The 22830-nt window shown below is 72.2% G+C and carries 21 protein-coding genes and 1 pseudogene; 14 read left to right on the forward strand and 8 right to left on the reverse strand.

The features are described from left to right. The first annotated feature begins 41 nt into the window (after window positions 1-41). Both C6W10_RS31050 and C6W10_RS31055 read left to right on the forward strand, forming a co-directional pair. Window positions 42-605 (forward strand): transcriptional regulator, encoded by a 564-nt coding sequence (locus C6W10_RS31050; protein ID WP_107262643.1) that lies wholly within the window; start codon window positions 42-44, stop codon window positions 603-605. A 2-nt stretch (window positions 606-607) separates the two neighbouring features. Then, window positions 608-1921: an MFS transporter gene (locus C6W10_RS31055; RefSeq protein WP_107262644.1), complete on the forward strand. Its 1314-nt coding sequence runs from the start codon at window positions 608-610 to the stop codon at window positions 1919-1921. A 46-nt stretch (window positions 1922-1967) separates the two neighbouring features. On the opposite strand, the gene C6W10_RS31060 is transcribed toward C6W10_RS31055, so the two are convergent. Next, on the reverse strand, window positions 1968-2399 hold the full coding sequence (locus C6W10_RS31060) for an uL11 family ribosomal protein (protein ID WP_107262645.1): 432 nt from the start codon (window positions 2397-2399) through the stop codon (window positions 1968-1970). A gap of 114 nt (window positions 2400-2513) precedes the next feature. Here C6W10_RS31060 and purB point away from each other — a divergent pair, with 114 nt between their 5' ends. After that, a complete protein-coding gene (gene purB / locus C6W10_RS31065) occupies window positions 2514-3938 on the forward strand; it encodes an adenylosuccinate lyase (RefSeq protein ID WP_107262646.1) in 1425 nt (474 codons plus the stop codon). 52 nt (window positions 3939-3990) lie between these two features. On the opposite strand, the gene C6W10_RS31070 is transcribed toward purB, so the two are convergent. Further along, window positions 3991-4509, reverse strand: coding sequence for a YbjQ family protein (locus C6W10_RS31070; RefSeq protein ID WP_369931465.1), 519 nt, complete (start codon window positions 4507-4509; stop codon window positions 3991-3993). Between the two features lie 158 nt (window positions 4510-4667). After that, a complete protein-coding gene (locus C6W10_RS31075; protein WP_369931464.1) occupies window positions 4668-5324 on the reverse strand; it encodes a trypsin-like serine protease in 657 nt (218 codons plus the stop codon). Between the two features lie 369 nt (window positions 5325-5693). Here C6W10_RS31075 and purS point away from each other — a divergent pair, with 369 nt between their 5' ends. The 4 genes and pseudogenes from purS (at window position 5694) to C6W10_RS31095 (ending at window position 10485) form a co-directional block, all read left to right on the forward strand. Further along, window positions 5694-5957, forward strand: coding sequence for a phosphoribosylformylglycinamidine synthase subunit PurS (gene purS / locus C6W10_RS31080; protein ID WP_107262649.1), 264 nt, complete (start codon window positions 5694-5696; stop codon window positions 5955-5957). Further along, on the forward strand, window positions 5954-6637 hold the full coding sequence (gene purQ / locus C6W10_RS31085; protein WP_107262650.1) for a phosphoribosylformylglycinamidine synthase subunit PurQ: 684 nt from the start codon (window positions 5954-5956) through the stop codon (window positions 6635-6637). The genes purS and purQ overlap by 4 nt, the downstream gene beginning before the upstream one ends. A gap of 107 nt (window positions 6638-6744) precedes the next feature. Then, window positions 6745-9124, forward strand: a pseudogene (gene purL / locus C6W10_RS31090) (phosphoribosylformylglycinamidine synthase subunit PurL); the annotation flags it as partial. A gap of 584 nt (window positions 9125-9708) precedes the next feature. After that, complete coding sequence (locus C6W10_RS31095; RefSeq protein ID WP_107264423.1) at window positions 9709-10485, forward strand: 2-phosphosulfolactate phosphatase; 777 nt, start codon at window positions 9709-9711, stop codon at window positions 10483-10485. Window positions 10486-10604: 119 nt separating this feature from the next. Here the strand turns inward: C6W10_RS31095 and C6W10_RS39550 are convergent, their stop codons facing one another. Next, window positions 10605-12455, reverse strand: a complete 1851-nt coding sequence (locus tag C6W10_RS39550; RefSeq protein ID WP_159104829.1) for a carboxypeptidase-like regulatory domain-containing protein — start codon at window positions 12453-12455, stop codon at window positions 10605-10607. Window positions 12456-12718: 263 nt separating this feature from the next. Here C6W10_RS39550 and C6W10_RS31105 point away from each other — a divergent pair, with 263 nt between their 5' ends. The 5 genes from C6W10_RS31105 (at window position 12719) to amcA (ending at window position 17570) form a co-directional block, all read left to right on the forward strand. Then, on the forward strand, window positions 12719-13072 hold the full coding sequence (locus tag C6W10_RS31105; RefSeq protein WP_107262652.1) for a sterol carrier family protein: 354 nt from the start codon (window positions 12719-12721) through the stop codon (window positions 13070-13072). 152 nt (window positions 13073-13224) lie between these two features. Then, window positions 13225-14790, forward strand: a complete 1566-nt coding sequence (gene purF, locus C6W10_RS31110; protein WP_107262653.1) for an amidophosphoribosyltransferase — start codon at window positions 13225-13227, stop codon at window positions 14788-14790. A 144-nt stretch (window positions 14791-14934) separates the two neighbouring features. Next, window positions 14935-16080, forward strand: coding sequence for a phosphoribosylformylglycinamidine cyclo-ligase (purM, locus tag C6W10_RS31115; RefSeq protein ID WP_107262654.1), 1146 nt, complete (start codon window positions 14935-14937; stop codon window positions 16078-16080). A gap of 178 nt (window positions 16081-16258) precedes the next feature. Continuing rightward, a complete protein-coding gene (gene amcB, locus C6W10_RS31120) occupies window positions 16259-17362 on the forward strand; it encodes a cyclophane-forming radical SAM peptide maturase AmcB (RefSeq protein WP_304598423.1) in 1104 nt (367 codons plus the stop codon). Further along, window positions 17331-17570, forward strand: a complete 240-nt coding sequence (gene amcA / locus C6W10_RS31125) for a multiple cyclophane-containing RiPP AmcA (RefSeq protein WP_107262656.1) — start codon at window positions 17331-17333, stop codon at window positions 17568-17570. Before amcB ends, amcA begins: the two co-directional genes overlap by 32 nt. A 272-nt stretch (window positions 17571-17842) precedes the next feature. On the opposite strand, the gene C6W10_RS31130 is transcribed toward amcA, so the two are convergent. After that, the gene (locus C6W10_RS31130) at window positions 17843-18058 is read right to left on the reverse strand and encodes a DUF3073 domain-containing protein (RefSeq protein ID WP_107262657.1); all 216 of its coding nucleotides are present in this window, start codon (window positions 18056-18058) and stop codon (window positions 17843-17845) included. A 343-nt stretch (window positions 18059-18401) separates the two neighbouring features. Then, window positions 18402-19484, reverse strand: coding sequence for a Glu/Leu/Phe/Val dehydrogenase (locus C6W10_RS31135; RefSeq protein ID WP_107262658.1), 1083 nt, complete (start codon window positions 19482-19484; stop codon window positions 18402-18404). A gap of 195 nt (window positions 19485-19679) precedes the next feature. Between C6W10_RS31135 and C6W10_RS31140 the strand changes: the two genes are divergently transcribed. Continuing rightward, window positions 19680-20519, forward strand: coding sequence for a hypothetical protein (locus C6W10_RS31140; RefSeq protein ID WP_101368644.1), 840 nt, complete (start codon window positions 19680-19682; stop codon window positions 20517-20519). Between the two features lie 265 nt (window positions 20520-20784). Continuing rightward, entirely contained in the window at window positions 20785-20994 is a 210-nt protein-coding gene (locus tag C6W10_RS31145) for a BldC family transcriptional regulator (RefSeq protein ID WP_007073996.1), read from the forward strand. Window positions 20995-21072: 78 nt separating this feature from the next. Here C6W10_RS31145 and C6W10_RS31150 read toward each other — a convergent pair whose 3' ends face one another. Next, a complete protein-coding gene (locus tag C6W10_RS31150; RefSeq protein ID WP_107262659.1) occupies window positions 21073-21786 on the reverse strand; it encodes an ABC transporter ATP-binding protein in 714 nt (237 codons plus the stop codon). A 53-nt stretch (window positions 21787-21839) separates the two neighbouring features. Further along, a complete protein-coding gene (locus tag C6W10_RS31155; protein WP_107262660.1) occupies window positions 21840-22826 on the reverse strand; it encodes an ATP-binding cassette domain-containing protein in 987 nt (328 codons plus the stop codon). Between the last annotated feature and the right edge of the window lie 4 nt (window positions 22827-22830).

Here is a 22830-nt window from a genome sequence, read left to right on the forward strand (position 1 = left end):
GGCCACCCCGCCTCGCGCCGACGTCCCCTACACTCCCAAACATGTCTTTGGGGGTTGACGACGATCCAGACGCCGACGCGCCGGATCCGACCGTCCGGCTGCGGGCGCTGGCCCATCCGGTACGGATGCGGATCCTCTCCCTGCTCACCGCGTCGGCGCTCACCGCCGCCGAGATCGCCCGCGAACTGGACCTCACGCACGCCAACGCCAGCTACCACCTGCGGCACCTGCTGGCCGCCGGCCTGATCGAGGTGGCCGGCGAGGAACGCATCCGGGGCGGCGACGCCAAGCGCTACCGCTACGACCCGGCGAGCCAGCGCGACCGGCCCGGGTCGGGGCTGGCCGCCGGCCCGGCCACCCCCGAGCACCGGCTGCTCTACGACGCGCTCGCCGCCGAGTTGCGCCGCCGAGCGCATCACCTGCGGCCCGGCCCGGGCAACTTCCTCACCGACGCCGAGTTCTGGATCGACCCCGAGACCTGGGACGAGATCCGGAACACCATCGCCGAGGCGTCGGCCCGGCTGCACCACGCCGCCCGGCCCGCGCACACCCCCGGCACTCACCGGGTGAGCGCCACCGTCGCGCTCTTCCGGATGGAGGACTGACCATGGGTACCCGGGACGGCGCGCTCGCGCCGCTGCGGCACCGGCCCTTCCGCTACCTGGCGATCGGCCGGTCCGCCACGATGCTCGGCAACGCGGTCGCACCGGTCGCGCTGGCGTTCGCCGTACTCGATCTCACCGGCAGCGTGCGCGACCTCGGCCTGGTCGTCGGCGCGCGGTCGCTGACCCACGTGGTGTTCCTGCTCTTCGGCGGCGTGCTCGCCGACCGGCTGCCCCGGCAGACGGTGATGGTGGTCTCCTGCGCCCTCGCCGCGCTCACCCAGGGCGCGGTCGCGGCGCTGGTGCTGACCGGTACCGCGACGATCCCGGCGCTGGTCGCGCTCGCCGCCGTGAACGGTGTGGTGGCCGCCTTCGCCTGGCCGGCCGCCGCCGCACTGGTCCCGCAGACCGTGCCGGCCGAGCTGCTCCAGTCGGCCAACGCGCTCAACCGGCTCGGCACCAACGCCGCCATGATCGGCGGCGCGTCGCTCGGCGGTGTGCTGGTGGCCGGCGTCGGACCGGGCTGGGGGCTGCTGGTGGACGCCGCGACCTTCGCGCTCGCCGGGCTGGCATTCTCCCGGGTACGCGTCCAGGCCGTCGCCGCCCCGCGCACCGAGCGGGCCAACCCGGTCCGCGAACTGCGCGAGGGCTGGACCGAGTTCGTCGCGCGCTCCTGGGTCTGGGTGGTGGTACTCGGCTTCCTGCTGATCAACTTCGCCTACGCCAGCTCGGTCAACGTCCTCGGCCCCGCCGTGGCGGACGAGACGATCGGCCGACCCGCCTGGGGCGTGGTGCTCGCCGCCCAGACCGCCGGCATGGTGGCCGGGGCGCTGGTCGCGCTCCGGATCCGGGTACGCCGGCTGCTCCGGCTCGGCGTGCTCTGCATGTTCGCCGACGTACTGCTGCTGCTCGGGCTGGCCTGGACACCGTCCGTCGCCGTGCTGATCGCCGCCGCGTTCGTGGCCGGGGTGGCCGTCGAGCAGTTCTCGGTCGCCTGGGAGACCTCGATGCAGCGGAACATCCCCGCCGACAAGCTCGCCCGGGTCTACTCGTACGACGCGCTCGGCTCCTTCCTGGCGATCCCGCTCGGCCAGATGACGATCGGCCCGGTGGCCGAGACCATCGGCAACGAGTCGACGCTGTTGGTCGCCGCCGGGGTCGTCTTCGTGGCGGTACTCGGCATGCTGGCCGATCCGGGCGTACGCCGGCTCTCGACCGAGCTTCCGGCCCGTGCCGAGGACGCCGACCCCACCGGACCAGTGCTGCCGGCTGCTCCGTCGACGGCACCGGGGCCGGCTCCGGCGGGAAAGGTCGGCTAGCGCCGCCGTACCCCACCGCGCCGGTGCCGGACCCGGCCGACGCTGTTCAGTCGTCGGCGACGAGTACCCCCATCGAGCGGGCCGTGCCGGCGACCTGCCGCATCGCCGCCGCCACGTCCTCGGTGTTCAGGTCGGGCAACTTCCGCTCGGCGATCTCCCGGAGCTGCTGACGGGAGATCTTGGCCACCGTCTGCGAGCCGGGCCGTCCGGAGCCGCCGGCCAGCCCGAGCGCCTTCCGGATCAGGTACGCCGTCGGCGGCGTCTTGAGCCGCAGCGCGTACGACCGGTCGTCGAAGACGGTGACGACCACCGGAACGATCTCGCCGCGCTGGGCGGCGGTGGCGGCGTCGTAGTCGAGCTTGAGCTGCCGGGTGTTGACGCCGGTCGGGCCGAGCATCTTGCCGATGTCGACCATCGCCGCGTTGCCGGCGTCGAGTTCCAGCGTGAGCTGGCGGTTGATCTTCTTCTGCGGTGCCATGCCGGCGAAGCTATGGATTCCAGCGACTGGAGGGTCAACGCCATTTCCCGGGCACCCGTCCGATCCCGGGCACCCGTCCGAAGCGGAACCGTCGGGATGGCAGACAATGGCGGGGTGACCAGCATCCCCAACGTCCTCGCCAACCGGTACGCCTCGGCCGAGCTGGCCGCCCTCTGGTCCCCGGAGGAGAAGATCCGGATGGAGCGCCGCCTCTGGCTGGCCGTACTCCGGGCGCAGCGCGACCTCGGCGTGCCGGTGCCGGACGGCGCGGTCGAGGCGTACGAGCGGGTGCTGGACCAGGTCGACCTCGCCTCGATCGCGGCCCGGGAGCGGGTGACCCGGCACGACGTGAAGGCCCGGATCGAGGAGTTCAGCGCGCTGGCCGGGCACGAGCAGGTGCACAAGGGGATGACCTCCCGGGACCTGACCGAGAACGTCGAGCAGCTCCAGGTCCGCGCCTCGCTGGAACTGGTCCGGGACCGGGTGGTCGCCGCCCTGGCCCGGCTGGCCCGGCTCGCCGTCGAGCACGCCGACCTGGTGATGACCGGCCGCTCGCACAACGTCGCCGCCCAGGCGACCACGCTGGGCAAGCGGTTCGCCAGCGCCGCCGAGGAGCTGCTGATCTCCTACGAGCGGCTGACCGACCTGATCGAGCGCTATCCGCTGCGTGGGATCAAGGGTCCGGTCGGTACCGCCGCCGACCAGCTCGATCTCTTCGACGGGGACCCGGCCAGGGTGGCCGAGCTGGAGCGCCGGGTCGCCGAGCACCTCGGGTTCCGCCGCGTACTGGACAGCGTCGGTCAGGTCTATCCGCGCTCGCTGGACTTCGACGTGATCTCCGCGTTGGCCCAGACCGCCGCCGCGCCGAGCAGCCTGGCCACCACGATCCGGCTGATGGTCGGCCAGGAACTCGCGACCGAGGGCTTCCGCCCCGGCCAGGTCGGCTCCAGCGCGATGCCGCACAAGATGAACACCCGGTCCAGCGAGCGGGTGAACGGCTTCGCGGTGATCATCCGGGGTTACCTGTCGATGGTCGGCGAGCTGGCCGGCGACCAGTGGAACGAGGGCGACGTCTCCTGCTCGGTGGTGCGCCGGGTCGCGCTGCCGGACGCGTTCTTCGCCGCCGACGGGCTCTTCCAGACCTTCCTGACCGTACTGGACGAGTTCGGCGCGTACCCGGCGGTGATCGCCCGGGAACTCGACCGCTACCTGCCGTTCCTGGCCACCACCAAGATCCTTGTCGCGGCGGTGCGGCGCGGGGTCGGTCGGGAGACCGCGCACGAGGTGATCAAGGAGCACGCGGTCGCGGTGGCACTGGCGATGCGGGAGAAGGGCGCCACCGAGAACGACCTCTTCGACCGGCTCGCCGCCGACGGCCGGCTCGGGCTGACCCGGCCCGAGATCGACGAGCTGGTCGCCGACCGCGCCGGCTTCACCGGGGCGGCGTCCGCGCAGGTCCGGGCCGTCGCCGACCGGATCGCCGCGGTGGTCGCGGCGCACCCCGAGGCCGCCGGGTACGACCCGGCGCCGATCCTCTGAGCGGCCGACCCGCCGGGGCCGGGGAAGAGCCCGACCGCCGGTGGGTTCGGCGTCAGCTCCGGGGTGTCGGGGTGCCGGCCGCGCTGCCCAGGTCCGGTGCGCTCGGCGCCTCGGCGATCGCCCCGGAGTCCAGCGGCTCCGCCAGGTGCGCCGTCTCGGCCGCCACCTTCGGCTGGTCGCTGGGCGGATTCTCCGGCGGCTGCCGGACGGCGACCACCGCCGTGCCGTACGCGCAGAGTTCCATCCACATCTCGCCGACCTCGCGATGGTCGAAGCGCATCCCGATCACGGCGTTCGCGCCGAGCCGGGTCGCCTCCTCACCCAGCTTCTGCACGGCGTCGGTACGCCAGCGGGTGAGGTTCTCGGGCGCCTTGGGGTCATAGGCGCCACCACGGAGGTTCTTCACGCCTTCCCGGTACGGGTTCCGGGTTCGGGCCTGGGAAGATACGACCTCGCCGAGTACCGCGCGGATCTCGTACCCCGGTAGGTGATCCGTCGTCACGACCAGCACAGCTTGATGCTGGCAGAGCCGGGCCCGTGCGTTTTGCGAGGGCTGTTCACATCGCTCCAGTTTGCGAAACGACGCGGCTGCCGCGAACCGGCCGCCGGAGCCCGTTCCCGGCCGCCTCGTCGCCAAACGGCGCGCAGCCGGCCCAAACGGCGCGGCGCGGACGTCCCATCGCAGCTGGAACGTCCGCGCCATACCCCTGAGGAGGGTGTGGGTGGTGCCTAGACGCCGGAGACGGAGGTGATCCAGGAACGGTTGTAGGCGACGCTGCCGTAGTTCTGGATGCTCTGCCCGTCGGCGGTGGAGGCGACGCCCACCTGGGCGCCGTTGTAGACCTGCGGGCCACCGGAGTCACCACGCCAGGCGTTGCCGTTGACCCGGGTGCTGCGGATCGCCCGCCCGCCGTACGCGTCGGTGACGTTCGTGCTGGTCACCCGTACCGTCGCGGTCTTCAGCGTGGTCGACGCCGAGCAGCCGCTGTAGCAGGTCATCCCCCACCCGTAGATGGAGTTGGTGGAGTTGACCGGCGGGTAGGCGCTGGACAGGGGCATGTAGCTGGTGTTGATCGAGGTGGACAGGTTGAGCAGCGCGAGGTCGTACCGGGAGTAGCTGGCGGTCACGCCACTGGTGACGCCGCCGGAGGACCGGTTGACGCTGCCGACCCGCACCGACATCGTGCCGCTGACGCAGTGCCGGGCGGTGAGCACCCAGCGGGCCGCGATGATGGTGCCGGAGCAGGTGAACGAGCCGTTGCTGAGCACGGCCGCGGCCCACGGGGCCGAGGAGACGGTGCCGCCGCCGATGATGAACGGGGTGGCGGGGGCGGCGGTGGCGACGGACGGCGCGACGAGCGCGCCGGCCATGGCGGTGGCGAGCATCACCAGGGTTCGGCGAAGACGCACAGGGGGCTCCTTCCGGGGGGTTTACCCGGGGTCACCGGGTCGGTTGAGCCGCCGTAGGCGGGAGGATGTCCGCCGTACGGACCTGGACAGTCAACGTTCGGTGTAGCCAACCGGACGTTTGACGCCACACGCTAAGCCGTTCGTCACCTATTCACAAGGGTGAACCTCTGCGGTCGGTTTCCGACCCTCTCCGGCGGGTGACCGGGTCCACCGGAGGCGCCCGGGGTCGGTCGGGGCATCGACGCGCCGGCCCGTGCATCAACTGGCTGGTCGGCCGGGTACGCTGGCTCCGCTCGCCCCTTTCGTGGGCCGGCACCCAACTGCGTACACAGTCAGGAGTGCCCAGTGCCTCGCGTCGTCGTCGACGTCATGCTCAAGCCGGAGATTCTCGATCCCCAGGGCCAGGCCGTCGCGAATGCGCTGCCGAGGCTCGGAGTCACGGACGTGTCCTCCGTGCGCATCGGCCGGCGGATCGAGATCGAGTTCACCGGCCAGCCGGACCTGGACCGGGCCCGGGAGATCGCGGACAAGCTGCTGGCCAACCCGGTGATCGAGGACTTCTCGGTCCGGGTCGCCGAGGCCGGCGACGTCGAGGAGCGCAATCCATGACCGCCCGGATCGGCGTGGTGACGTTCCCCGGCTCGCTGGACGACCGGGACGCCGCCCGGGCCGCCCGGATCGCCGGTGCCGAGGTGGTGTCCCTCTGGCACGACGACCCCGACCTGCACGGCGTCGACGCCGTGGTGCTGCCCGGCGGCTTCTCCTACGGTGACTACCTGCGCTGCGGCGCCATCGCCCGGTTCGCCCCGGTGATGGAGTCCGTCGCCGCCGGAGCCCGGGACGGCCTGCCGGTGCTCGGCATCTGCAACGGGTTCCAGATCCTCTGCGAGGCGCACCTGCTGCCCGGCGCGCTGACCCGCAACCAGCACCTGCACTTCCGCAACCGCGACCAGGTGCTGCGGGTCGAGTCGGCGGGCACCGCCTGGACCAACGCGTTCCAGCCCGGCCAGGAGATCCTGATCCCGGTGAAGAACGGCGAGGGCTGCTACGTCGCCGACGAGCGCACCCTCGACGAGCTGGAGGCGACCGGCCGGGTGGTGGCCCGCTACCTGGGCGGCAACCCGAACGGCTCGCTGCGGGACATCGCCGGGATCAGCAACGAGGCCGGCAACGTGGTCGGGCTGATGCCGCACCCGGAGCACGCCGTGGAAGCGCTGACCGGGCCGTCCCTCGACGGACTCGGCTTCTTCACGTCGGTCCTCAAGCACCTCGCGGGAGTACCCGCATGATCGAACGGAGTGAGGTCATGGGCCAGCCAGAGCCCGCCCTCGCCGGCCACCCCTCGGCCCCCGATCCCGCCCCGGTACCCATCTCGGCCGTCGACGCGGTGGCCAGGATGATTCCGGCCGAGTCGCCCGTACCCGGCCAGCCGGTGCCGGTCGGCGGCGCCGCGGAACTGCCGGTGAACGGCTACCCGGGCGGCGTGGACACCGTGCCGAACGCGTCGGCCACCCCCGGCGACCTCCAGCCCTACGCCGAGCTGGGCCTGCGCGACGACGAGTACGACCGGATCCGGCAGATCCTCGGCCGCCGTCCCACCCAGTCCGAGCTGGCGATGTACTCGATCATGTGGAGCGAGCACTGCTCCTACAAGTCGAGCAAGGTGCACCTGCGGCAGTTCGGCGAGAAGGCCCCGCCGAGCGACCGGCTGCTCGCCGGCATCGGCGAGAACGCCGGCGTGATCCAGATCTCCGACCAGCTCGCGGTGACCTTCAAGGTCGAGTCGCACAACCACCCGAGCTTCGTCGAGCCGCACCAGGGCGCGGCGACCGGTGTCGGCGGCATCGTCCGGGACATCCTGGCGATGGGTGCCCGGCCGGTCGCGGTGATGGACCCGCTGCGGTTCGGCGCCGCCGACCACCCCGACACCGCCCGGGTACTCCCCGGCGTCGTCGCCGGGATCGGCACCTACGGCAACTCGCTCGGGCTGCCCAACATCGGCGGCGAGGTCGTCTTCGACGCCTGCTACCAGGGCAACCCGCTGGTCAACGCGCTCTGCCTCGGTGTGCTTCCGGTGCAGCGCCTGCAGAACAAGGCCGCCGCCGGCCCCGGCAACGTCGTGGTGCTGCTCGGCGCCAAGACCGGGCGGGACGGCATCGGCGGGGTCTCCGTGCTGGCCAGCGCCACCTTCGACGACGGCAGCGAGCAGCGCCGCCCGTCGGTGCAGGTCGGCGACCCGTTCATGGAGAAGCTGCTGATCGAGGCGTGCCTGGAGCTGTACGACGCCGGACTCGTCGTCGGCATCCAGGACCTCGGCGGCGCCGGGCTGACCTGCGCGCTCACCGAGACCGCCGCCGCGGCCGGCACCGGCATGCGGGTCTGGCTGGAGCGGGTACCGCTGCGCGAGGCGTCCATGCAGCCGCACGAGATCCTGGCCAGCGAGTCGCAGGAGCGGATGCTGCTGATCGTCGCCCCGGAGAAGCTCGACGCGGTGCTCGGGATCGCCCAGAAGTGGGGCATCCCGGCCAGCGCGATCGGTGAGGTGACCGGTGCCCCCGAGGGCTCCGGGCCGGGCCGGCTGCTGGTCACCTGGCAGGGGCACACCGTGGTCGACGTGCCGCCGGGGTCGCTGGTGGACGACGGTCCGGTCTACGCCCGCCCGATGCGGGAGCCGGCCGACCTGATCCTGCTCCAGGCGGACCGGGCCGAGACGCTGCCCCGGCCGGCCACCGCCGAGGCGCTCCGGGAGACCCTGCTCCGGATGATCGCCTCGCCGAACCTCTGCGACAAGACCTGGATCACCGAGCAGTACGACCGGTACGTGCTCGGCAACACCGTGCTGGCGCAGCCGGAGGACGCCGGGGTGATCCGGATCGACGAGCGGTCCGGGCTGGGCGTCGCCCTCTCCGTCGACGGCAACGGCCGGTACGCCCGGCTCGACCCGTACCACGGGGCGAAGCTGGCGCTCGCCGAGGCGTACCGGAACGTGGCGGTGACCGGCGCGAAGCCGATCGCGGTGACCGACTGCCTGAACTTCGGCTCGCCGGAGGACCCGGGCGTGATGTGGCAGTTCGCCGAGGCCGTACGCGGGCTCGCCGACGGCTGCGCCGAGCTGGGCATCCCGGTCACCGGTGGCAACGTCAGCTTCTACAACCAGACGGGTGCGGCGGCGATCCATCCCACCCCGGTCGTCGGGGTGCTGGGCGTGCTCGACGACGTCGCCCAGCGGGTGCCGATGGGCTTCGCCCGGACCACCGGGGCCGACCACGACCTGATCTTCCTGCTCGGTGAGACCCGGGTGGAGCTTTCCGGCTCCGAGTGGGCCTGGGTCACCCACGAGCACCTCGGCGGGGTACCGCCCAAGGTCGACCTCGCGGCCGAGCGTAGCCTCGCCGAGTTGATCGCCGAGGCGGCCCGGGTCGGGCACCTGCGCTCCGCCCACGACCTCTCCGACGGCGGGCTGGCCCAGGCGCTGGTCGAGTCGACCCTCCGGCACGGCGTCGGGGCCCGGGTCGCCCTCCCGGAGGGCTTCACCGCCGGCTCGATGCCGTTCGTCTTCCTGTTCAGCGAGTCGGCCGGCCGGGCGATGGTGGCGGTGCCGCGCGGGCACGAGAAGGCGTTCACCGCGCTCTGCGTCGAGCGCGGGGTGCCGTGGACCCTGATCGGGGTCACCGACACCAGCGCGGACGAGCTGGAGATCCGGGGCCAGTTCACCGTCGGCCTGCCCGAGCTGCGCGCGGCGTTCAGCGCCACCCTGCCGAGCCTGTTCGGCGAGAGTGCGGCGGCGCTGGCCGAGTCGGTCGCGACCGGGACGAGCACGCCGGAGGCCGGGCCGACCGGTCATGACCGGGCCGAGACCCAGCCGGTCACCGGCACTGAGCAGCCGGTCACCGGCACCGCCCAGCCGATCACCGGCACCGACCGGGCCGAGTCGGACGATGCCGACCGGCCAGAGCCGGTGGCCTCCGCTGCCGGCTCGGCGCCGCAGCCGGAGTCCGCCGCCGATCCCACCGCTGGCGGCCCGGACACCGCCCCTGCCGAGGACGCGGCAGCCGACGCCGCCCCTGCCGAAGGCGTCGCAGCCGACGGCGTCGCGGCCGAGGGCGCCCCTGCCGACGGCGTCGCGGCCGAGGGCATCGCTCCCGAAGCGGTGGTTTCGGGTGACGTCGCTCCGACCACCACCACCGCTCCGGCCACCCCGGGCGGGGACCAGGAGTCGGCGGACCAGGAGTCGGCGGACCAGGAGTCGGCGGAGCAGCAGCCGGCGGACCAGACCGATGACGGAGATCGCCGGACGGATTGACCCGGCTGCGCGGCGGTCGGGTCGATCCGGCGGCGGAGGAACCGCGTCGTGACGGAGCTGACCGGACCGTCGGACGGCTCGGCGGAGTCTGTCTACGCCCAGCCCGGTAGCGGCGCCAGGCTGGACTGGGGACTGGCCGGTGCGGCCGAGCTGAGCCGGGTCTGCGCGGTACTGGTGATCGTGGACGTGCTCTCCTTCACCACCTCGGTGGAGGTGGCCGTCGCCCGGGGGATGCGGGTGCACCCGTTCCCGTGGGGCGCCCAGGCCGCGGAGTACGCCACCCGGGTCGGCGCGGTGGCCGCCGTCGGTCGCCGCGCGGTCACCCCGGACCATCCCTGGTCGCTCTCCCCGGCGGCCCTGTACACCGCACCGGTCGTGCCGGACCTGGTACTGCCGTCCCCGAACGGTTCGGCGATCAGTGCCGCCGCCAGCGCGACCGGGCTGCCGGTGGTGGCGGCCTGCCTGCGCAACGCCAGCGCCGTCGGGCGCTGGCTCCTCGCCCAGGGGTACGGCTCGACCACCGCACCGATCGGAGTGGTGGCGGCCGGGGAGCGTTGGCCGGACGAGAGTCTCCGGCCCGGCGTCGAGGACCAGCTCGGCGCGGCGGCCGTACTCGACGCCCTCTCCACAGTGTCCGGTGGGCTCTCCGTCGAGGCGGCGCTGGCGCTGGCCGCGTTGAACAGCCTGCCCGACGTTCCGGCAGCGGTCCGGGGCAGCGTCTCCGGCCGGGAACTCGTCAGCCGGGGATTCGGTCAGGACGTCGAGATCGCTGTCCAGATCGGTGTCTCCGACGTGGTGCCGGTACTCCGCAACGGCGTCTACTCGCCGGCCTGACCGGGACCGTCCCGCCTTTCGTCACCGCCGGATCGGTCGGCACAGCGGTACCGCGAAACCCGGAGGGCCCGGCTCGCCGTCGCGAACCGGGCCCTCCGGGTTGTGTCGTGCGGGTCGGCTCAGTCGTCCAGCCAGTCGAGCGACCGGCGCTCCGAACGGCTCGACTGCTGCGGCGCACCGGTCCGGCTGTGCCCGGCCCGCGGTGCGTCGTCGTAGTAGCCGCCGCCCTGCTGCTGGTCGTAGCCAGCACGGTCGTCGTAACCGTTCTGGTCGTCGTAACCACCACGCGGCTGGTCGTAGCCGGCACCGGTGGTCGGCTGGTCGTAGCCGGCCCGGTCGGCGCCGTAACCCTGCTCGTAGCCGGCCCGGTTGTCGTAGCCCTGCTGGTCGTAGCCGTCGTCGGCGCGTTCGTATCCGGCACCCGTACGCGGCTCGTCACCGTAGCCGGCCTGGCCCGCCGCGCCGTAGCCTGCGGCGTCGTACCCGTCGTCGTCCCGGCCGTACTGCTGGGTCGGCTCGTAGCCGCCGTGGCCGGCACCCGAGGACGGCCGGTAGGCGTTCGTGTCGTACGGGTCGGCCGCCGGGCCGTACTCGTCGGCACCGCCCCGGGCGCCGGTGTAGCGCCCGGTCGGCTCGTCGTACCCGTCGTCGTAGCCACCGGCACCGTTGGCGGCGTATCCACCGCCGGAGACGGGGGCACCGTAGCCGGCACCCGAGCCGGGTGCGTTGCCGTAGCCGGCCCCGGAGGCGGGGGCGCCGTAGCCGGCACCTGAGCCGGGTGCGTTGCCGTACGCGCCGGCACCGGACCCGGGCCGGTCACCGTAGCCGTTGGCGTTGCCGCCCCAGCCCGGCTCTCCGGCGCCGTAACCCGGCGTCTGCGGCCCGGGCAGCGGTGCACCGTACGGGTCCGGGAACTCGTCGTCGACCAGCGGAGCACTGTGCATCATGGTGGGCGCGTCGGCGAGGTTGCCACCCCGGTTGACCATCGTCGGGTCGGCACCGGCCCGGTTGGTGACCCGGGTGGCGTCGTCGTCGCCCCGGTAGCCACCCCGGCCGGCCGCCGCGCCGCCGCGCGGTCCCGGCCCACCCGGGCCGTCCACGTCGTCATCCCCGCCGTCTTCCTTGCGGCGCATCAGCAGCAGCACGATCGCGCCGACGCCGAGGGCGACCAGCAGGCCGCCGGCCAGGATCAGCACCCAGGAGCCGAGCCCGCCGCCGGATTCCTCGTTGGCGGCCTGGTCCGGCGCACCCGCCTCCTGGCTCTCCTCGGCACCGGCCTCCTCGGTCGGCTCCTCCTCGGCGGCGTCCTCGGTCGGCTCGACCGTTGCCTCCGGGGTCGCGGTCGGCGCGCCGGCCAGGGCGAGCTGGATGCCCTGCCCGTTGACCCGGGCACCGGCGGCCCCGTTCACCTCCTTGGTGTCGCTGATGCCGTCCTTGGTGGCCCGGATCTGGAGCCGCCCCGGCGCGATCGGCCGGTCCTGGGAGCCCCTGAACTGGTAGTTGCCGTTGCTGCTCGTGGTGGCGCTGTGGGTCCGGCCCTGCCCGTCGGTCAGCCGCATGCTGGCGCCGGGAACCCCTTCGCCGGTGGCCTCGTTGGTGACCCGTCCGGAGACCTCGGCGACCGTCTGCACCTCCGGCGGTGCCTCCGGCCCGCGCACGGTGATGTTCCGTGCGGCCGAGTCGCTGTCGTCACCGACCTGGGCGTTGATCTGGACGCTGCCGGACCGGGTCTGTCCGGCCGGGACGTTTCCAGCCCGGAGCGTGACGCTGTAGGACTTGGTCGCGCCGAGGTCGATGGTGTCGGTGAAGTCGCACCGCTCGCCCTGGCACTGCAACTCGTTGAAGCCCCGGACGTTGATGTTGAACGAGGTGTCCCCGCCCAGTACGCCGCCGTTGTTGTTCTTGACGCTGAAGCTGAGCGTGGTGGTCTGCCCCGCGTTGAGGTTGGCGTTGACGCCCGTGATCGTCACGTCCGGATCGTCAGCCAAGGCTGGTGTGGTGGGGAGAGCGAATACAGCGCTGGCTGCCAGCGCCACGACCACACCGGCCCGGGAGATCCAGGCTCGTCGGTGTGCTGTCACGTCCACCGCCTTCCGGGGCTCCGCCGCCGACCCGTCGTCGGCGGGGATCTACCCATACGACTACACCGTCGGCAACTATGCCTTGTCCGACCGGATGAGCGCGACCCAGGGGCGGCGAAAAATGCCACGAAGCCGGGTCGTATCGTCCCGACGTGTCCTCTCCGCACAATAAGTCCGCAGCGGTCACGGCCGCGCTGGCGGACCTCGACGCCGGCCGTACGCCGGACCGGACGACGTCGCGGGACGCCGTTCGTGCCCTGCTGAGCGAGTTGGCGCGGGCCGCTCCCGGCCGGGCGGTGGAGGTCCGGGTGCCACCCTATGGGGCGATCCAGTGTTGTCCCGGACCGCGACACACCCGTGGTACCCCGCCGAATGTGGTCGAGATGGCACCGGAGACCTGGATCCGGCTGGCGACCGGGCGGTTGTCGTGGTTGACGGCGGTCGCCGAAGGACTGGTGCAGACCAGCGGCAATCGTTCGGATATCTCCCCATTTCTTCCGGTTTAGCCGCACTCTTCCATCACCATCTGTCACTTACGGGGGTCATAACGTGGCTCTCTGTATCGGCTGCGGTTCGCGTACACTGTCTGAGTCGACAGAACCCGAAATCAGCCGGGTGACAGGCGAGTCCCGAGCAGATCAGCAAAAGGGAGCGGCAGGTGCCCCGAGGCGACGGCCGGTTGAGCCATGACCTCGACCCCCAACGACCCGGACCACAGGACGCGTGCGGTGTTTTCGGAGTCTGGGCTCCGGGCGAAGAGGTGGCGAAGCTCACCTACTTCGGTCTCTACGCGCTCCAGCACCGCGGTCAGGAGGCTGCCGGCATCGCCGTCAGCGACGGGTCGGGCGTGGTGGTCTACAAGGATCTCGGCCTGGTCGCCCAGGTCTTCGACGAGCCGACGCTGGCGAGCCTGCGCGGCCACCTGGCGATCGGGCACACCCGATACTCCACCACCGGTGGATCGACCTGGGAAAACGCCCAACCGACCATCCGGGCCAACACGGCGGGCACCACGATCGCGCTGGCCCACAACGGCAACCTGGTCAACACGGCCGAACTCGCCCGGGACGCGATCGAGCGCGGCATGGACTCGGACGGTTCGACCTCCGACACCGCCCTGGTGACCACGCTGCTGGCCAGCCGCCCCGACCTCTCGGTCGAGGCCGCCGCGCTGGAGGTGCTGCCGACGCTGCGCGGCGCGTTCAGCTTCGTCTTCATGGACGAGACCACCCTCTACGCCGCCCGTGACGCGTACGGGGTCCGTCCGCTGGTGCTCGGCCGGCTGGAGCGCGGCTGGGTGGTGGCGAGCGAGACCGCCGCGCTGGACATCGTCGGGGCGAGCCTGGTCCGCGAGATCGAGCCCGGCGAGCTGATCGCCATCGACGAGCACGGCCTGCGGTCGGCCCGGTTCGCCGCGCCGGAGCCGAAGGGCTGCCTCTTCGAGTACGTCTACATCGCCCGCCCGGACACCACGATCGCCGGGCGCAACATCCACGCCGCCCGGGTCGGCATCGGCCGGCGGCTCGCCCGGGAGCACCCCGTCGAGGCCGACCTGGTGATCCCGGTTCCGGAGTCCGGCACCCCGGCGGCGATCGGCTACGCCGAGGAGTCCGGCATCACCTACGGCGCCGGCCTGATGAAGAACCCGTACGTCGGGCGCACCTTCATCCAGCCGTCGCAGACGCTCCGCCAGCTCGGCATCCGGCTCAAGCTCAACCCGCTCCGGGAGAACGTCCGCGGCAAGCGGGTGGTCGTGGTGGACGACTCGATCGTGCGCGGCAACACCCAGCGGGCGATCGTCCGGATGCTGCGCGAGGCCGGTGCCCTGGAGGTGCACGTCAGGATCTCCTCGCCGCCGGTCAACTGGCCCTGCTTCTACGGCATCGACTTCGCCACCCGGGCGGAGCTGCTCGCCAACGGGCTGGACAACGAGGGCATCCGGCGGTCCATCGGGGCCGACAGCCTCGGGTACGTCTCGCTGGCGGGTCTCATCGCGGCCACCGAACAGCCGAAGACCCGGCTCTGCCGGGCCTGCTTCGACGGGGAATATCCGATCGAGCTGCCGGCGGGGAACCTGATCGGCAAGCACGTACTCGAAGGAGTTGACCGCCGGGTCGCCGGCGCCGGGGCGGAGGAGGTGGCCTCGACCGGGGCCACCCGCGGTCCGGGCGGTCAGCCGTTCGTGAGCAGTCCCAGTGGCGGCGAGGTGTCGTCGCACGCGTAGGCACCACGCCGGGCACCGCTGATGGGCACGACGCCCGGCGCCAGGACCGGCCCAACCGGACACATCCGGCCGGGCAGCACGAAGTCGAGCGATCCTCGACCGCTACCGACGCGGCCAGCCGCGAGAACCACAAAGGGGAGAACCGTGACGCACGTGACCGAGCGCAGTGGTGCAGGAAACGGCCCGGGCGGCACCCATCAGCCCTGGACGGCGGGGATGGGCCGGTCCGGACGCAAGCGCACCGTGTCGTACGCGGACGCCGGCGTCTCGATCCACGCCGGTGAGCGCGCGGTCGAACTGCTCCGCCCCAAGGTGCAGGGCACCCGGCGTCCCGAGGTGATGGGCGACATCGGCGGCTTCGCCGGCCTCTTCCGGCTGGACACCCAGAAGTACCGCAACCCGATCCTCGCCTCCTCCACCGACGGGGTCGGCACCAAGCTGGTCATCGCGCAGCAGATGGACATCCACGACACCGTCGGGATCGACCTGGTGGCGATGGTGGTGGACGATCTGGTCGCCTGCGGCGCCGAGCCGCTCTTCCTGCTCGACTACATCGCCTGCGGCGAGGTCGTACCGGACAAGGTCGCCGAGATCGGCGCCGGCATCGCCGACGGCTGCCGGTACGCCGGTTGCGCGCTGCTCGGTGGCGAGACCGCCGAGCACCCCGGGGTGCTCCGCCCCGACGAGTACGACGTCTCGGCCACCGGCGTGGGCGTGGTGGAGGAGAGCGAGATCCTCCGCCCGGAGCGGGTCGAGGTCGGCGACGTCGTGATCGCGATGGGCTCCTCGGGCCTGCACTCCAACGGCTACTCCCTGGTCCGGCACGTGCTGCTCGGCGCCGGTCGGATGCGGCTGGACAGCGTGATCGAGGACTTCGGCAAGCAGCGCACCCTGGGCGAGGAGCTGCTCACCCCGACCAAGATCTACGCCCAGGACTGCCTGAAGCTGATCGCCGAGGCCGAGGTGCGGGCCCTGGCGCACGTCACCGGCGGCGGCATCCCGGGCAACCTGGTCCGAGTGCTTCCCGACAACGTCGACGCGGTGGTCAACCGGGCCACCTGGCGGCCGCAGCCGATCTTCGACCTGGTGCAGGCCAAGGGCCGGATCGAGGACCAGGACATGGAGTCCACCTTCAACATGGGCGTGGGCATGTTCGCGATCGTCTCGGCCGAGGACGCCGACCGGGCGCTGGCCTGCCTGACCGGCCGCGGTGTCGAGGCGTGGCAGGCCGGCGAGATCATCGAGGGCACCGGCGAGGTGCACATGATCGGCCAGCACACCCGAGGCTGACCCGAGCCAGACCGGGTCCAGCACAACAAAAACGCCAAAACCCGCATCCGCGATATTGCCCGTGATTCTCGGCATACCTGGTCAGCTTCACCGGGGTGGCTACCGCCACCTAGCCTGAGGGGCACCTCAGAGGCGGGGGAGGAGGGCCATGGCTGTCCGTGGACAGGAGTTTTCCGGCATGCGGGGGATCGCCGCGGTCCCCAGCTACGTGGTGATGCAGCCGACCACGCTCTGCAACCTCGACTGCGCCTACTGCTACCTCCCCTTCCGGGCGGCGGACCGCCGGATGACGGTACCGGTGGCGGCGGCGGTGGCCGGCCCGGTCAACGGCTGGGCCGGGCAGGGGCGGTTCTCGGTGGTCTGGCACGGGGGCGAGCCGCTCGCCGCCGGCCGGGAGCACCTGGCGGCCCTGCTGGCGCCCTTCGACTCCGCCGTCGAGCACCACGTGCAGACCAACGCGACGTTGATCGACGACGCCTGGTGCGAGTTCTTCGCCGCGCACCGGATCCGGGTCAGCGTCAGCGTCGACGGGCCCCGGGACCGCAACCGGGAACGGGTCGGCCGGGGCGGCCAGCCGTCGTACGACCGGATCATGGCCGGCGTCGAAGCGCTGCGCCGGCACGGGATCTCCTACTCGGCGCTCTGCGTGGTGGGCCGGCCGGAGCCGGGGCTCGCCACCGAGCTGTACGACTACTTCCTCGACCTCGGCTGCGACGTGCTGGGGATCAACATCGAGGAGACGGAGGGGGTCAACACCCGGCGCAACGCCCACCCGGCCGAGCTGGTCAGCGGCTTCTGGGCCGAACTCGTCACCGCCTGGCGCCGGAACCCCCGGATCCACCTCCGGGAGGTCGAGTGGTCGCTGCGGTACGCGGCGGCGGTCCTCGACGGGACCGAGGACGACGTGCTGCCCCGCCAGCTCGATCCCATCCCGACCATCGGGTACGACGGCTCGGTGGTGCTGCTCTCCCCCGAACTCGCCGGCTTCACCGACCCGGACTACGCCGACTTCACCAGCGGAAACGTCCTGGAAACCCCGCTGCGGGACATCCTCGCCACGGCCGGGCGTACGCCGTGGGTGGCGGAGTTCCTCACCGGCGTGGAGAACTGCCGCGCCCGGTGCCCGTACTTCGGGTTCTGCGGGGGTGGACATGCCGCCAACCGCTACTTCGAGCACGGGCGTTTCGACGGTACGGAGACCGACCACTGCCGCAACAGCAAGATCCGTCTACTAGAGGGAGTGTTGGACCATGCCCGAGATCACGAGCCCACGGCCGCCTGAGCCCGTCGAGGCCGTACCGCACGATCGGGTGGCCGCCCGGGTGCTCGATGCTCGGGCCGGCCTCACCAGCCTGCTGCGGGAGGCGGCGGAGGCGCGCCGGCTCCGGGACGAGGTGGCGACCGGCGGGGACGGCGCGAGCGCGGTCTGCGCCTGGAACCACTTCGAGAACATCCCGACGTTCTACAACTGGAACAACCGCCCTCGCTGAACCGGGTACGCACCCGGTGCGCCGGGCGTCCCGTTCCGCCTGTTCGACGGGCGGGCGTCCGTGCTCCGGTGGTGACCGGGCAGCGGCGGCTCCGCCGCGCCTTACCGGTGGTGGACGGTCACGACCAACGGAAGGACCTGCCGGCGGGCCGGAGACATGCTCCGACCCCGGCAGGTCCTTACCGTTTGGCGTCCCGATCGGCGATACGGCCCGCAGGCACTCGGACACGCGTGAGCACGCGGTGTTACCGCGTGCTCAGATGTGACCAGAGGTCAGCGGGCCGAGACCCAGTTACCCGGGTCGTCGCCCGCGTCATGATCCTCGTCATCGTCGTCGACATACTCTTTGTAGTCGTCGTCGAAGTCGTGGTCCGACTTGCGGCTGCCGCCGAGTTCTCGCTGCAAGGCGGCGAGGTCGGTGTTCGGGGAGTGGTACTTCAACTCCCGGGCGACCTTAGTCTGCTTGGCCTTAGCACGGCCGCGCCCCATGGCTCGACCCCCTCGCACAGAATTCGGGGCAGCCCGAAGGCGGGCCCCGATGACGTCAGGCATCTCTCGTGGCTCTTACGGTACATGGGGATGCCCCGGTTCGGCACCTCGGGTTACCACCGCCCGTACCCGCGCGTCGCGGGGACATCGACGGGCGGTCCCATCCTACTCAGTAAGGAGCGCCCGCCCGCCCTGTCCGTGACGTGTTTGAGGCCTCCGGACCCATCGGTCCAGTACAGCGTACTTTCCGCCTGATTGGCCGGCAATCCGGCGGAGGTCCGTCCCGCCGGGGCGCGGAGCCGGGGTACCCGCTCGGCTCCGCCCCTTGGGCAGACCGCGACGGTCAGCGCAGGTGGATGGTGCGCAGCCGGCCGACCTCGGCCATCCGGCGCTCGGCGAGCCGGTCGGCGGCGACCGCCGGCGGCACCCCCTCGGCGTCGGCCAGCCGCAGGATCTCCCGGGTGGTGTCGTAGATCCGGGTGGCCCGCAGCTTGGCCCGCTCGAAGTTGAAGCCCTCGATCTCGTCGGCGACCTGGATCACCCCGCCGGCGTTCACCACGTAGTCGGGGGCGTACAGCACGCCCCGGTCGGCGAGCAGCTTCTCGATGCCCGGGTGCGCGAGCTGGTTGTTGGCCGCGCCGACCACCACCGAGGCGCGCAGCGCCGGCACGGTGTCGTCGTCCAGGGCGCCGCCGAGGGCGCAGGGTGCGTACACGTCGATGTCGGAGGTGATCAGGGCCTGGTTGTCGGCGACCACGTCGACCTGCGGGTACGCCTGCCGGACCCAGTCCAGCGCCCGGGGGTTCACGTCGGTCGCCACCACCGAGGCGCCGTCGTCGATCAGGTGGCCGGTCAGGTGCTTGCCGACCTTGCCGAGCCCGGCGACGCCGACCCGGCGTCCGGCCAGCGTCGGCGAGCCCCAGGCGTGCTCGGCGGCGGCGCGCATCCCCTGGAAGACACCCCAGGCGGTCAGCACCGAGGAGTCACCGGCGCCGCCGTGCTCGACGCTGCGGCCGGTCACGTAGCGGGTCTCCCGGGCGATCAGGTCCATGTCGGCGACGTAGGTGCCGACGTCGCAGGCCGTGTAGTAGCGGCCGCCCAGCGACTCGACGAAGCGGCCGTACGCCCGCAGCAGCGGCTCGGTTTTGATCCGCTCCGGGTCGCCCCAGATGACCGCCTTGCCGCCGCCGAGGTCCAGCCCGGCGAGCGCGTTCTTGTACGCCATGCCACGGGACAGGTCGAGCACGTCGTGCAGCGCCTCGGCCTCGGTGTCGTACGGGTAGAACCGGGTGCCGCCGAGCGCGGGGCCGAGGGCGGTCGAGTAGATGGCGATGATCGCCTTGAGCCCGGTCTGCTTGTCCTGACAGAACACGACCTGCTCGTGGCCGTCGGATTCCGGACCGTCGGTACTGGCGAATACGTCCATGTCTCGCTCCTGATCTGGAGGTGGGCACCCTTGTGGGATGCGGCGGGAGGGGGGCTCCCGGTGCCGGCGGGGGATGTTGCCGGCCTGCTCCGAGCCTAATCGCGATCGACCCGGGCGTGGTCGCGGCCAACGCGCCCGAGACTGATTGGAGATGCTGGAGACTCCTCGGCTCTCGTTTCGTGGGAGGATCGCGCCGTGCCGTCGCTCTTCGCTTCCTACCTGCGGGTGTACGAGCCGTTGACCGCCTTCGACCGGGATCGGCAGCTTTTCTGGCGTCGCTACGTCAAGGAGGGCCGGGCGGTGGCCCCGCTGGAGGGGCCGGTACGGCAGCGGACGGCGGTGATCGAGGCGCTCGGTGCCGGCTGGACCCGGCTGCCCGACCTGCCCGAGGAGGCGTACGTCCTGGAGGCGGACGACACGTTGCTGGTCTGCCCCTGGAACCTGCGGGTACGGGTCGCCGAGGCGGCGCTGAGCGCCCGGGACGGGGTGCCTCCGGTGCTGGCCGACGCGTTCGTCCCGCCGGTGCTGGCCGGCCAGGCGAAGGCCGTGGTGGAGGACTGGCGCAGCGGGGCGCGGGTGCTGGAGCACGGGGTGCCGAGGCTGCACGAGCAGATCGCCACCTGGGGGGTGCCGCTGCGCTGGTTCGTCTTCGTCGACCCGGAGGAGCGGGAGCTGACCACCCGGCCGGACCGGCGGGTGCTGCGGTACCGCACCGAGATCTCCAAGGCCCGCCGTCGGGCCTCCCGGGGCCTGTCGGTGCTGCGCAAGTCGGTCGGGGACGCGCCGATCACCGAGGCCGTCGAGGAGGGGGCCCGCTGGCTGGAGGAGTTCCATCCCCGGTCGGTGGTGGAGCTGGACTACGGCGGCCTGGTCGACCTGCTCCCGGACGAGGCGCTGGCCGCGGACGACTCTCCGGAGCTGGTCGCGGCCGGGCTGGCCGGGCTCTCCAGGGGTGACGCGGAGGCGGCCACCGAGGCGTACGAGAAGCTCGTGGCGCGGTGGCGGGCGGTGCAGTTACTGGAGCGTTGCAATTAGCGAACAATGCGGCTCAGGGCCCATTGGGAGCGCACACAGGTGAATGCCGCTCGTAATATCGGCGTTACGAGGGGCAATCGGCCGTCCGGTTAAGTCTTTTTCTGGCATAAAAAAGGGCCATATATCGGTCATTGTTCATCCGTCCATCCAGGGACCTTCGGCCGTTCGGCCCATGTCGGACATCGGGGACTAGCCGGACCATGGGAGACGCGTCGGCCGGCGGGACCCCGGCCGATGTCTATAGGCACCTGTGGAGGAGTGACCGATGGCATCGCGTACGCATGAACCTGAGCCGCTACTCACGCCGGCAGAGGTCGCGTCGATGTTCCGTGTCGACCCGAAGACCGTGACCCGGTGGGCTAAGGCGGGGAAGCTCAGCGCGATCAGAACGCTGGGCGGGCACCGCCGTTACCGCGAGTCGGAGGTTCGTGCCCTGCTGCAGGGCCAGATCCCCCAGCAGCGGCAGGGCGACTGAGACTCGAACGAACGTCGGCTCAGGGGTGGGGCTCGTACGAGCGTACGAATCCCACCCCTGAATCGTGTCCGGGGGCCGTCAGCTCCCGGCCAGCGTCGCCTCTTCCAGACCCGCCCCGTCCACCAGCCGGCCGTCGCGCAGCGTCAGGACCCGGTCCGCCAGGTCGATCAGGGTCGGATCGTGCGTCGCCACCAGCGCGGTCATCCCTCGGGCGTGCACCAGCGCGCGGAGCAGATCCATGATCGAACGACCGGTCTCCGAGTCGAGCTGACCGGTCGGCTCGTCCGCGATCAGCAGCGCCGGATCGTTCGCCAGGGCCCGGGCCACCGCCACCCGCTGCTGCTGGCCGCCGGAGAGTTCGTACGGCCGCTGCGCCGCCTGACCGCCCAGCCCGACCAGTTCGAGCAGCATCGTCACCCGCTCCTCCCGTTCGGCCCGACGCCGCTTCGCCAGCCGCAGCGGCACACCGACGTTCTCCGCCGCCGACAGGATCGGGATCAGCCCGAAGGACTGGAAGACGAAACCGATGGTGGAGCGGCGCAGCTCCAGCAGCTCGCCGCTCCCGGCAGCGGTGATCTCGTGCCCGGCGACGTGGATCCGCCCGTGGCTCGGCCGGTCCAGACCCCCGATCAGGTTCAACAGGGTGGTCTTGCCCGCGCCGGAGCGGCCCCGGATCGCCACCAGCTCGCCCCGGGCGGCGGTGAACGAGACCTCCCGGACCGCGTGCACCACCCGGTCGCCGGCCGGAAAGTCCCGCCCGACCCCCTCGACCCGGACCAGTTCCTCGCCCATCAGCCGCCCTCCCGCGCCGTCCCCGCCACTGCCCTGTCGCCCCGCCCCGCCGGTCACGGCCGCTCCCCGTCCCCGGTGCCGCCCGGCCGGACCTGCACGTGGTCCGGCTCCAGGTTCAGCCGTACCCGGTCGCGCAGGCTCAGCGCGTCGACGAAGGCGGCCGGCAACTGCATCCGACCCGACCGGTCCAGCAGCGCGTACTCCTCGGTGACCAACTCCTCGACGCCGTCCGCGCCGAGCCGGGTGGAGCGGCGTACCTCGGAGGCGGTCCGCCCGTCGCGGATCGCGACCGTCCGGCGGACCTGGGACGAGACGGCGTGGTCGTGCGTGACCACCACGATGGTGACGCCCAGCTCGGCGTTGATGGTGCGCAGCGCGCCGAAGACCTCGGCCGCGGTCGCCTCGTCCAGCTCGCCGGTCGGCTCGTCGGCGAAGAGCACCTCCGGGTCGTTCGCCACCGCGACCGCCACCGCACAGCGCTGCTGCTCGCCGCCGCTCATCTGGTCCGGCCGGCGGTCCGCGCAGTAGCCGACGCCGACCATCTCCAGCAGCTCCGTCGCCCGGTTGCGGGCCGCCCGGCCGCGCAGCCCCCGGGCCAGCCGCATCGGCAGCTCCACGTTCTCCCGGGCGGTCAGATAGGGCAGCAGGTTGCGGGCGGTCTGCTGCCAGACGAAGCCGACGGTGTGCCGGCGGTACCGCAGCCGCCGCTTCGGCGACATCGTCAACAGGTCGAAGTCGGCCACCCGGGCGATCCCGGCGGTCGGCACGTCCAGCCCGGAGAGAATGTTCAGCACCGTCGACTTGCCCGAGCCGGAGGCGCCGACGATGGCGAGCAGCTCGCCCCGGTCGACCACCAGGTCCAGCCCCTGTAGCGCCACCACCTCGACGCCCTCGGTCTTGAAGATCCGGACCAGCCCGTCGCAGACGATGTGTCCGCGCAGCCGGTCCTCGCCGCCGGCCCGCGCCGCCGCCCGCTCGGCGGCCCTGCGCTGGAGTACGGCGAGATCGGGCGCCGCCGTGACAGTCGTCGGACTCGCCATCAGT

The organism is Plantactinospora sp. BB1, from assembly GCF_003030385.1.
Taxonomy (GTDB): Bacteria; Actinomycetota; Actinomycetes; order Mycobacteriales; family Micromonosporaceae; genus Plantactinospora.